The organism is Flavobacterium salmonis (assembly GCF_903819435.1).
Lineage (GTDB): Bacteria > Bacteroidota > Bacteroidia > Flavobacteriales > Flavobacteriaceae > Flavobacterium > Flavobacterium chungangense.
This window is the reverse complement of record NZ_CAIJDP010000060.1, coordinates 1-12,268: the sequence shown is the minus strand read 5'-3', so window position 1 is coordinate 12,268 and position 12,268 is coordinate 1. Positions and strand designations below refer to the sequence as shown.

General features: G+C 34.8%; 8 protein-coding genes. All 8 read left to right on the top strand.

Annotated features, from left to right (window positions below; genetic code table 11):
• The first annotated feature begins 108 nt into the window (after nucleotides 1–108).
• Complete coding sequence (locus FLACHUCJ7_RS04800) at nucleotides 109–270, top strand: hypothetical protein (protein ID WP_180908080.1); 162 nt, start codon at nucleotides 109–111, stop codon at nucleotides 268–270.
• 42 nt (nucleotides 271–312) lie between these two features.
• Entirely contained in the window at nucleotides 313–825 is a 513-nt protein-coding gene (locus FLACHUCJ7_RS04795) for a PRC-barrel domain-containing protein (protein ID WP_180908079.1), read from the top strand.
• 731 nt (nucleotides 826–1,556) lie between these two features.
• Nucleotides 1,557–2,216, top strand: a complete 660-nt coding sequence (locus FLACHUCJ7_RS25290; RefSeq protein WP_230408790.1) for a hypothetical protein — start codon at nucleotides 1,557–1,559, stop codon at nucleotides 2,214–2,216.
• 72 nt (nucleotides 2,217–2,288) lie between these two features.
• On the top strand, nucleotides 2,289–2,486 hold the full coding sequence (locus FLACHUCJ7_RS25285; RefSeq protein ID WP_230408789.1) for a hypothetical protein: 198 nt from the start codon (nucleotides 2,289–2,291) through the stop codon (nucleotides 2,484–2,486).
• Nucleotides 2,422–3,216 carry a T9SS type A sorting domain-containing protein gene (locus FLACHUCJ7_RS25280; RefSeq protein ID WP_230408788.1) on the top strand — a complete coding sequence of 265 codons (795 nt, stop codon included), beginning with the start codon at nucleotides 2,422–2,424 and terminating at the stop codon, nucleotides 3,214–3,216. The genes FLACHUCJ7_RS25285 and FLACHUCJ7_RS25280 overlap by 65 nt, the downstream gene beginning before the upstream one ends.
• Before the next feature lie 156 nt (nucleotides 3,217–3,372).
• Complete coding sequence (locus FLACHUCJ7_RS04785) at nucleotides 3,373–7,806, top strand: DUF5977 domain-containing protein (RefSeq protein WP_180908078.1); 4,434 nt, start codon at nucleotides 3,373–3,375, stop codon at nucleotides 7,804–7,806.
• A gap of 87 nt (nucleotides 7,807–7,893) precedes the next feature.
• Nucleotides 7,894–11,937 (top strand): DUF5977 domain-containing protein, encoded by a 4,044-nt coding sequence (locus tag FLACHUCJ7_RS04780; RefSeq protein WP_180908077.1) that lies wholly within the window; start codon nucleotides 7,894–7,896, stop codon nucleotides 11,935–11,937.
• A 100-nt stretch (nucleotides 11,938–12,037) separates the two neighbouring features.
• On the top strand, nucleotides 12,038–12,268 hold a 231-nt coding region (locus FLACHUCJ7_RS04775), incomplete at its 3' end, for a DUF6443 domain-containing protein (RefSeq protein WP_180908076.1).

Below are 12,268 nucleotides of genomic sequence, written 5' to 3'. Positions count from 1 at the left end.
TATCTGCTGGGAATTTTATAACATCTATCTGAAATTAAATACTTTACACGCTTGTCTCATTTGTAACTTTATGATGAAGTTAAAATATTCATATAAAAATATAAAGTTATGGCAGAAATTAAAATTGAGAAAAAGAGGCCAGTCTGGCCATGGATTGTTGCAGTGCTTTTGATCGCTGGGCTGCTATATTATGTCTTTTTAAGAGACGATGAGGTGCAGAGCGAAACCACCATTGAGAACGTTTCGGGTACAGATACCATTGCAGAGTAAGCCTGAAACCTGGAAGATATAATTGATAAAATTAAAAAGAACATGGAGAATAAAGATAAAAATTTATACAGGCTTGACGAACTTACAGATTATAAGGTAGCTTCAAACTATTCTGATATAAGAGGATGGAAAATCGTTGATGCTGACAATCGCACTATTGGTAAAATTGACAATTTATGGGTCAATAAGGACATGCAGCGTGTGGTATATCTGGACGTGAAAGTTGATAAAGAATTAATAGACGACAGCCGTCATGAGGTTCATGATACGATAGTAAATGACAATGGAAGAGAATTTATGTACAAAGAAGGAGACAGCCATCTGATTATTCCAATTGGGTCTGTAAACATCAATAAAGACACAAAAATTGTCATGGCCAACAGTATAACCTATGATACTTTCAGGAGAACAGGAAGATATAATACACAGCATAATTTTGATAGGAACTACGAAAGAAGTGTATTAAAATCATACTATGCTGATGAGGAGTCCCGATCCGGATCTGAAAGTGATGACGATGCTTTTTACAACCGCAGGGAATTTGACGGGCACTAAGGCCTGGATTAAAAGAGTTGTATCTTTAAAAATAGATACTTTTATAAAGATGAAATATAAAGACCGGATATTTAAGTATGTCTGGTCTTTTTTATTAGGTAAAAATTCCCTGTTCCTCAAAAAGTTTCTTTATAAAAAGCTGACAAACATCTTTGACTTTACACAGTTTTTGTGGTTAAAAGCAAAAGAGCTTCAGAGAAATCTGAAGCTTTTATCTTTGTAGCGGGTGAACATTGAAATATATAACCGGTTCTTAGAAGATTATTGTGAATTGTTTGTTATCATAATTTATGATTCAAATCTGTTTTTTAAAATTTAGCTTTTAATTATACCAATTTTTTTCAGTTGGAGATCCTGATAATCCTATAAAATCGATGGTAGTCTAAATATACTTGCAATCTATAGTTTTAATGCAATTATGACTATTGTAATTGGCGTAAATATTCCAGTTTTCCTTACCGAAAAATCTTAATTTCATACAAGCATGCTATATTTTCTAAGTTTTAAAGATGTTTGGGACACATATTGCTTGTCGGTATAAATTCTAAGTATAAATACCTGATTTTAAAAATATGAAATTTATTAATCATTCGTTTTCAACAGGTTGTTTTTTTACTCTTTGTTATAGTATCGAAAAACGAAACCAAAAGACTAAAAAACAGAAAATTTTTACAGATATATTCATTAAATTTGCGGAAAATAAAATGATTCAATTACCTGTAAAAGTGCTTATGAAAAAACTTTACTTATCCCTTCTTATTCTTGTTTCGGCTTTAACTTATTCTCAGGACATCCTTTGGGAAAAATCATATGGCGGCAAGCACGCCGATTATCTTTTTGATGCCATACCTACTGCAGACTATGGTTTTATTCTGGCGGGAAGTTCTTTGTCAGACAAAACCGGAAATAAAACCGAAGACAATCATGGCGATTTGGATTACTGGATCTGGAAAATGGATGAAAAAGGGGATCCTGACTGGCAAAAAAGCTTTGTCGGAAGTGGATTTGATTTATTACAAAGTGTAAAAGGTACCCGTGATGGGGGATTTATACTGGCAGGTACTTCTAATTCATCTGAGGGTTTTCAAAAAAAAGAGCCTTGTAAAGGACTGGCTGATTTTTGGGTAATTAAACTCGACGCAAGAGGGGAAGAACAATGGCAAAGAACCATAGGGGGAAATGGCCAGGATGAATTATTGTGTGCTTTTCAGGTCAAAGACGGAGGGTATATTTTAGGCGGTTCGTCAGCATCTGGTCCAATAGCGAGCAATAAACTAATCGAAAATCCTGTTGCTGTTGTCAAGGAAGATTTATTTAGTAAATCAGAGAAGACCAGGGGCAATATGGATTACTGGATTGTCAAATTAAATAAAGAAGGAGTTATTGAATGACAAAAGACTTTTGGCGGACAATATGCAGATTTACTACGAAGCATACAGCAAAAATCAGATAACGGTTATATTTTGGCGGGTTATTCAAATTCGCCTGTTTCAGGAGATAAAATCGATGGCTGCCGCGGAGCCGGTGATTATTGGATAATCAAGATAAACGAAATCGGAACTATCGAGTGGCAGCAGACTTATGGCGAAGACGGCGATGACCAGCCTTATATTATTTATCAGACCAAAGAGGAAGGGCTATATTGTAGGGGGAAATTCTAACAGCAGGAATCCTTTAACACCTTTAGGCGGAATTGTGAGTAATGGAACAGATTACTGGGTTCTTAAATTGGATCATGAAGGAGGAGTTATCTGGAGTAAAACCTATGATTTTGGCAAAGTGGATATTTTGACTTCTATGGTTGTAAACGAAGATCAGAGCTATCTCATTGGGGGATATGCAAAAACAGAAGCAAAACGGTCATTGCTAAATGATATGGCAAAAAAAGCAGGAGTTGGAAAAGAACAGGATGGCATTAATGATTATATCGCTTTGAAAATTGATGGGCAGGGAGAGGAAATCTGGAACAAAACAGTTGGGAGCAACGGAGAGGATATTTTAAGAAAATTGTTTGAAACCCGTGACGGAGGCTATTTAATGGCAGGAACTTCCAATTCCAATTCCTCTAAGGATAAGAACTCTGCTATTGGCAGTAATGATTTTTGGGTAGTAAAACTAAAAGACAAAACTAAAGTAGAGAAAGTCAAAGCTGCAATGGAAGCTATTCCAAATCCTGCAGGTGCATTTACAAACATCATAATTGATCATGATTTTAAACAAGGAACGGCCACAGTCATAGATATAATGGGGCACACCTTACAGCATTTTACTATTTCTGCAAGAACAGTCCCTATTGATTTAAGTAAATATGCTCAGGGAGTTTATCTGGTAAAAATAAAAACAAATGTAAAAACCGAAACCGTGAAAGTGATTAAAGGATTGGGAAATTAAATACTAAAAACATAAAAAAATAAAGTGAAAACAGCCTCATATTTTATATAACTGTCAGGTAATTACTTCAGCGATAACAACAGGTTAAAATGGTAGATTTTCATGAACTGCATGCTGTATATCAAAAACAATCGAAAACAAAATTAATTTTATTATATGAAACAAAATTACTTTTTAGGTTTAAAAGTACTTATAATTACCATGCTGTCAGTGATGCATGCCAATGCTCAAGGATCGCTGACAACTGCAAATACACAATTTGTTCCAAGTGTTTTTATGCCCACGCCACAACAGGCAAGTTTAGCAAAAGTGAGTGAAATTCCTGTAGACATAACAACGGGAAGAATGGATTTTAAAATCCCTATTTACGAAATAAAGGAAAAAGGATTATCGCTTCCTATTTCCCTTTCATACAATTATTCAGGATTGTTGTTAGAGGAAAATGCAGGATGGGCAGGAACAGGATGGACTTTTAACATAGGCGGAAGTATTGTCCATTCTGTAAATGGGCTAAATGATGAATATCACGAAGGAGATAAACACGGGGTTGATGCTTACTTATTTAACAAACCTCCTTTTGATGGCAATCATAGTGAATACCCTTATATAATAAATGAAGTAAGTTTTTTAGAAGGTATTGCTGGCGCGACAAGGGATGGACTTCCGGATAAATATATTATAAACATAGGCAATATCAATTGTACCTTTTATATTGATAAAGATGGCAACGCTATATTTACAAAAAATGAACCGTATAAGCTATCTGGGACTACTACAGCTGGTTTTACACTTACTGATGATAAAGGAATTAAATATAAATTCGACAAAATGGCTATGAGCCATTTTGATGCTCCTAAAAATGCCGACCTAAGTGTTGCGGAAGCTGCAACAAATTATGATTACATTTCTTCTTATTTAATTACAGAAATCACATTCCCTGATTCCAATAATACGATCACGTTTCAATATGAAGATTCAAACATCTATTATCAGGATTTTATGTTAAACCAATCATTAGTTTTATCTTATAATACCAGTGCATTTACAACCATTTATAAAAACCCCACTCTAATTTCTACCTACAATTCGTATTTAAAAAAAATCATTACATCAAAAGAAACGATAGAAGTGTCGTATAATAATTCACCTACAGGATTAGCTGTAATTGATAATTTAATAATTAAAGAAAACAATAATGTAGTAAAAAATTATGACCTGGACTACTCTGATTGGTTTGGCAGGAGAATCAATTTGTTGGGGATAAGTTATAATGGACAAATGCTAAACCAAATGGAATATGATATGTCTACCCCGTATCCAATTCCTGGAGGACCAAATATCCAAAATGATAATTATTTAAAAAAAGATTTATGGGGATATTATAATTCTTCCTATATTCCTCCAACAAATTCATCATATAATCCTCCAAATGGTTCGCCTGTAGCATTAGAATATACTAATTCACCTTATAACAACCCCACTTTAAAACCTAATTATAACAGTACAAAAATTGGCGCATTAACCAAAATTACCTATGCAACCAAAGGATATTCAGTGATAGATTACGAACCAAATAAGGTACATATGACCCGTGAAAGTTATAACCTTCCTTATGACCCTGATATTTTTACTGTTGGAGGAGATAATGCTCAGACCTCTCCTTATCAAGACTTAGATAATATTGATAAGATAATCACTATTACTATTCCATGTAAAGCAGTATTAACATATGATCTGTCCAATAATATAGGTATTCCACTTGATGAAACATATACTAATGGCACTGTAAAATTTTATAAAGAAGGTAGCAGTAGTTCACCCATATTTATCAAATCTCAAAATTGGAATGATGAATTGCAATGGATCCCCAGCCAATTGAATTTTCATGGAAATGAAATCATAACAGATTTAGAATCTGGTACCTATCACCTGCAGGCATCTTCGATAAAAGGTACAAAAGCAAGCATTTCATTAGTTACCAATACTTTGCCCGAAGAGTTAGATCAGACTGTTGGAGGCTTGAGAATAAAACAAATCAAAAATTGTGATTTTAATGGTACCTGTATTACAGATACTTATTCTTATTCTGCCAGCAATAATTACAGCAGTGGAGTTTCTTTAACAGATATCCAGTTCAGTGCTGGAAGTTACCATTTAGATAATATGTGTACCGGGGTTAATGCAACTTTTAATTACTATAATTACGGCAGTGTTTATCCTTTATCTCCTTATAGAGGAAGTCCTGTATTGTATGGCGTGGTTACAAAAACTGTTAAAGATGACAGTGGAAATGCAAAGGGAAAAGAAGTCTTTTATTCATTAACAGACTATCCGGTAGATAATCTTAATCCGGAACAAGCAATTTTAAGAAATGGGGTTTTGATTAAAAAAAATACAATTGACCAGTCAAATAAATTACTGGAACAAACTGTTAATGTGTATGACTATTCAGTTAATCCTGATGTAAATAAAAAAGTATATGGTATTACAACAAAGTTAAGAGAGGATTATTTTTCTACAAGTGGCATCGGGTGCATACATACTGCTCATAATCATAATTCTTTTTTAACATTTGTAATATCACACAGCAGCAATAATTACAAAATAAAAACGGAGACTACAACCCAATATTTTAATAATGAATCTCTTGTAAATAGCAGCAGTTACAATTATAATGAAAGTACAGGTTTGACAAAAAGTCAATCCACTATAAATTCAAAAGGTGAAGTACTTGAGACCAAATACTATTATCCTCAGGATTCAGAAATGTCAGGCGAACCATTCAAAAATGAGTTAGTTGCGGCAAATATGATTGGAATCCCTTTAGACACCCAAAGCCATAATAGTGGCATAAAACTGTCCGAACAAAAAACAGACTATATCAAAACAGCTGATAATCTGTTGCTGCCAAAATATATTTATGCCAATAAAGGAACAGCCATCATTGATAAAATTAATGATAAAAAAATAACCTTTAACCAATACGACGATAAAGGAAATATTTTGCAATATACACCTGAAAGCGGAACACCTGTATCGATTATCTGGGGCTATAACAAAACACAGCCCATTGCCAAAATAGAAAACGGCACATACGACCAGATTGCCGGCTATGTTTCTAATTTACAAACCTTATCTAATGGGGACCATGATAATTGTGTGTCAAATGAGTGCACTGAGCAAATTTTTAGAAATGCCCTGAATACTTTAAGAAGTTCGTTTCCTCAGTCTATGGTTACCACTTATACGTATAATCCTTTGATAGGGGTAACGAGTGTAACGGATCCAAAAGGAAATATTTCCTACTACGAATATGATTCTTTTGGCCGATTAAAATTTGTAAAAGACAAGGATCTGAATGTACTTCAAAAATATTGCTATAATTATAAAGGACAGCTAACAGACTGCAGTGATAATAGCTCAACTACTGTTATTTCGTATAAAAGCATTGCCAGAAGCGGCTCTTTTACCAAAAACAACTGTACTTCGGGAACTGCTTCAAGTGTAACGTATACCCAAGCTCAAGGTGCTGTAATCTCAACCATTTCGCAAGCCGATGCAGATGCTAATGGACTGGTAAAATTTAATACCGACGGACAGGCGAATGCCAATACAAACGGAACCTGTACTTTTAGCAGTATTGCCAAAAGCGGTTCTTTTACCAAAAGCAACTGTACTGCAGGAGCTGGGTCAAGCGTAACGTATACCCAAGCTCAAGGAGCTGTAACTTCTACCATTTCACAAGCCGATGCTGATGCTAATGGACTAACGAAATTTAATACAGACGGACAGGCGAATGCAAACACAAACGGAACGTGTATTTTTAGCAGTGTAGCCCAATATGGCGGTTTTATGAAAAACAACTGTACTTCTGGAGTTGGTTCTCTTGTAGACTATAGCCAGGCTGCCGGTGCTGTAACTTCTACCATTTCACAGTCTGATGCTGATGCTAAGGGATTGACAAAATTCAATACCGATGGTCAGGCAAATGCCAATACAAATGGAATCTGTGATACAATACCTGCTAAGCCTACAGGATTAACATTTACCAGTGCTACAGCCACATCACTAAATTTTTCATGGTCAGCGGTCGTGGGTGCTACCAGTTACAAAATATATAAAAACGGGGCAGCTACAGGTATAACATCCGCTACCAATACATGTTCATTATCCGGATTAACAGCTTCAACGGCTTATAGTATCCAGGTGATGGCTGTCAATGCTTCGGGCAATAGCGTTTTAAGTACTGCTGTGTCAATGAGTACCATTGCTGCACCCGTATCTAATAGCTGCAGTTTAAATTTTAGCAGGGTATCAGGGACCAGTACATTGTATAAAAACGGTTCGGGTTATTTGACAAGATCTATTTCAGGCACCTCCAGCGGGACACTAACAACGGGAGATACGTTTTATGTAGTAGTCAGTGCGACAACAACCTATTATAAAGGGATCACCATTACAAGCTCTGTCAGGGGGATATTGTATAATTATGCAATGAGTAAAACAGGTAGTGCCGTGACTTCGCCGACATTCACAAAAACAGGTTCAGAAGTGATAACAATAGATTGTATTACTGATACAATGCTCTAGGAATATATTAACAATGGAATAATAACATGTCTAAAAAACACTTCATTAAAAAAATATGAAAACAGAAACAGTCAAAGTCATTAAAATATGGAAAAATTAAGAACGGAAAATCAAACATTCAAAACAAATAAAATACGAATGAAACAATATGCTCTTATTTTTTATATCATCATTTTATTAATTAACTATCAAGAAGTAAAATCGCAGGAAGTAGATGCACTAAAATCTAATATTCCCAATATTACGGTTGCCTCTCCTCAGGCTGCTTCAATTTCCAAAGTAGGTGAAATTCCTATTGATATTGCAACAGGCAGGATGAATTACACTATACCTATTTTTGAAATAAAAGAAGGTGATTTTACAATGCCAATTAATCTGTCCTATAATTACTCAGGACTTTTATTGGATGAAGCTCCAGGATATGCGGGAGTTGGCTGGACATTTAATATTGGAGGTTCAATACTGCATTCAATTAACGGATTAGATGATACCGGTAGAGAAGCACATAAAGAATATGTATATAATTACATCAATAAACTTCCTCCTTTCGACGACTATGCAACTACCTCCGGATTAACAACAATTCAACATTATTTGGAAAATGTCGCAAATGGTATTCTTGATGGCGAACCTGATAAATATAGTGTAAATGCCGGAAGTCTTAATTGCAGCTTTTATTTGGATAAAGATAGTAATGCCTTTTTTTTAAAAAATGGAAATTATAAAGTTTCAGGTTATCTCCATACTGGCTTCACAGTGACAGATGATAAAGGCATTAATTATATTTTTAACATACCCACCGAAAGTTCAAAATCTTCAGGGGAAAGTTCTTCTATTTACATTTCTTCTTTTTTGTTGACAGAAATTAATTTTCCTACTACAACAAATAAAATTTTATTTGAATACTCCCCTTCTGTTGATTTTTCTAATGATATAAATGTAAACCAGACCTTGATTCTAAAAGGTACTATGTCTGTAGGCAGACAAGATGGTGAGATTATAACAAACAAAACATACAGTAATGCAGGTACCAATAAATTAAAAAAAATAATAACAAATGATTATACCATTGAATTACAATACAATGATAATCCGTTAGAGCCAGGAATCTCGGTTATAAGTAATTTATCCGTTAAAAATAAAGCCACAGCAGTTGTCAAAAGTTATGATTTTGTTTATTCAGGATGGACTGGAAAGAGAACTAATCTGATGAATGTTAAATTTAATGGACAGATTATAAACGAGATGGAATATGATATGAGTACTCCATATCCGATCATGACAGCTGACAGTGATTATGTAAAAAAAGATTTGTGGGGTTACTATAATAAAAATGGAATATTAGCAACTTATGATGGCCTAATTTTACCTGATGACAATCCTTATTTGAAACCGGATTTCTTAAGTACTAAAATAGGTGCACTAACTAAAATAGGATATCAAACTAAAGGATATTCATTAATAGAATATGAACCCAATGCGGTGTATTTGAAATCAACTGACTATAATTTGCCATATGAAGCAGACGCTACAGTTACCACTCATGCACAAGCAGGCACTTCTGCCCATAACGGAATAACAGATGAAGAAACCTTTGTTGTCAATACTGTTCCAACAGAAGTAGTTATTTACTATCGCGTTGCCAATCAACCTGAAATAACCCAAAACCAGGAACAAAGAGATACTAAAGTTCTGATGCTAAAAGATGGGGATAATGAAGCAAATGCTATTTTTATTTTTAATCAGACCTGGCTAAAAGAGCTTACCTGGATTCCACAGACTAACAGCTTTGCAGGTACAATAAAAAAAATAATAAATACTCCGGGAACGTATCGTATAAAAGCAATTTCAAGTATAGGCTCAACTGCTTCAATTGATGTAGCAATAAAACAGCGTTCAGATTATTTTAATCAGACAGTGGGTGGACTAAGAGTAAAGCAGGTTAAAAATTGTGACTTTAATGACCAATGTATCACAACAACTTATAATTATTCTCAGGACTCAAAGAGCACAGGGGTAATGCTTCAAAAACCAAAATTTTATTCAGGAGTCCATGTACAGGATAATAGTGCCTGCAGCCCTTCAATTTATGTAAGACGGGACTTTTATAACTATACAAGTGTTCTTCCATTATCTGATTTTAGAGGAAGTCCAGTGTTATATAAAATAGTAGAAAAAAAAGATTCTGGAAATGACATAAACAATTCATTATTAAATAATGGAAAAACAATTTTTAAATTCAGCGGCAATGAGGTTTCTAATTCCTTGCAAGATCTTCAATATCAATACACTACCGGACTACTAACAAATAAAGAGGTTAGAAACAATACCGGTAAAAAAGTATCAGAACAAAATAACAGTTATAATGCTACTGAAATACCTAATAATGCCAAGTTTTTATATTTTTTAAACTCTAAACTTGTTTATGAAGTAAGAGCGCAAGTAGGTGGAGATTTAGGTGCGGGAGCTGGAGCCTGTGCGCTAACATATCCAAGACCTTCAAATGCTTTTCAGGTAGCTACATTTAAATATTGGCCTAGAAATTATAACTTAAGTAGTGAAGAAAACATCAATTATTATGCAAATGATTCTGTAGTACAGTCAACGAAATTTGATTACGATTTAAACCTGACTTTGCTTAAAAGCAAAAAAGTGGTCAATTCAACAAATGAAACCTTGGAAACTAAATATTATTATCCAACAGATTCTGAAATGGGATTAGAACCATTTGTTCCTGAGCTAATCAGTAAGAACAGAATAGGAACACCTCTGGCAGTAAAAAGTTATAATGCAAACAAACTGTCTGATCAGAAAACTGTATATGCAAAAGATGCCTCAACCGCTAATTTAGTGCTTCCAAAATATGTGTATGCCAATAAAGGTGCAGATGTTATTGATACATTAAAAGATAAAAAAGTTACTTATAATCAATACGATGACAAAGGAAACATTTTGCAGTATACACAAGAAAGTGGGACTCCTGTATCTATTATCTGGGGTTACAATAAAACACAGCCCATCGCTAAGATAGAAAATGCTGCCTACAGCGAAGTGGTTTCCTATATATCTAACCTCCAGGCTAAATCAGATACGGGAACAGAAGCTGCCTTACTAACAGACCTGAATTCTTTAAGAACCAATTTGCCTAATGCGATGGTGACTACCTACACTCATATCCCGTTAGTTGGAGTTAGCACTATTACTGATCCAAAAGGTGATAAGATGACTTATACCTATGACACTTTTGGCAGATTACAGTTTGTTAAGGACAAAAATCTTGATATCCTTCAGAAATACTGCTATAATTACAAAGGACAGCAGATTGACTGTGATATTGCCTTTGCAGGAAGTACTTTATATAAAAGCATGGCCAGAAGCGGTTCTTTTACAAAAAACAATTGTGCTGCAGGAACATCAGGGTCGAATGTAACGTATAATCAGGCCGAAGGTGCTGTAACTTCGACTATTTCACAAGCTGATGCCGATGCTTTAGGACTTAGCAAGTTCAATACCGATGGTCAGGCAAATGCCAATACAAACGGAATCTGTACGACTCCACTACCTGCTGCACCTACAGGATTAACATTTACGAGCGCTACAGCTACGTCACTAAATTTTTCGTGGACAGCAGTTGCAGGAGCTACAAGTTACAAAATATATAAAAATGGATCCGATACCGGGATAACCTTCTCTACCAACACCGGATCACTATCCGGATTAACAGCCTCAACAGCTTACAGTATCCAGGTGAAAGCTGTCAATGCCGCAGGAGACAGTCCTTTAAGTACTGCCGTGTCTATGACTACAGCTTCGGCTCCCATAAGCAATAGTTGCAGTTTGAATTTTAATAGATTAGCAGGAACCTGTACTTTATTTAAAAATGGATCCAGTTATTTAACCAGATCTACTTCAGGTACATCAAGCGGAACATTGGCTGCAGGAGATACATTTTATGTGACAGTAAATGCGACAACAACTTATTATAAGAGTATCACCATTACAAGTTCTGTCCGAGGGACATTGTATGATTATGGACCTAGCACAACAGGTAGTTCTGTAACTTCTCCAACATTTACAAAAACAGGTTCAGAAGTAATAACAATAAATTGTAGTACTGATAACATGCTTTAGGTATCTAAAAGTATGAATTAAATAAATTTTAAGAATTAGAAAACAACAATTCATACGAATCAGATAACTCTATTCGTGCCAAAAACATAAAATAACTCAAATGAAAAAACACATACTACTATTGATTTTGTTATCATTTACAAGTTTAGGCGTAAATTCCCAAAACTTAAGCGATGATAATTTTATATATACAGCAGTACCCAAAAAAGCGGTAAAGGCTGCTGAGTTCAACACCCTGACAAAAGATCAGGTAACACAGAATATCACCTATTTTGATGGACTGGGACGACCTGTGCAGACCATCGCGATCCATCAGGGAGCAAACGGCGAG

Bases quoted from the DNA above. Each gene is read 5' to 3' on its own strand.
- FLACHUCJ7_RS04800 (WP_180908080.1), top strand. From the start codon at position 109: ATGGCAGAAATTAAAATTGAGAAAAAGAGGCCAGTCTGGCCATGGATT.
- FLACHUCJ7_RS04795 (WP_180908079.1), top strand. From the start codon at position 313: ATGGAGAATAAAGATAAAAATTTATACAGGCTTGACGAACTTACAGAT.
- FLACHUCJ7_RS25290 (WP_230408790.1), top strand. From the start codon at position 1,557: ATGAAAAAACTTTACTTATCCCTTCTTATTCTTGTTTCGGCTTTAACT.
- FLACHUCJ7_RS25280 (WP_230408788.1), top strand. From the start codon at position 2,422: ATGACCAGCCTTATATTATTTATCAGACCAAAGAGGAAGGGCTATATT.
- FLACHUCJ7_RS04785 (WP_180908078.1), top strand. From the start codon at position 3,373: ATGAAACAAAATTACTTTTTAGGTTTAAAAGTACTTATAATTACCATG.
- FLACHUCJ7_RS04780 (WP_180908077.1), top strand. From the start codon at position 7,894: ATGGAAAAATTAAGAACGGAAAATCAAACATTCAAAACAAATAAAATA.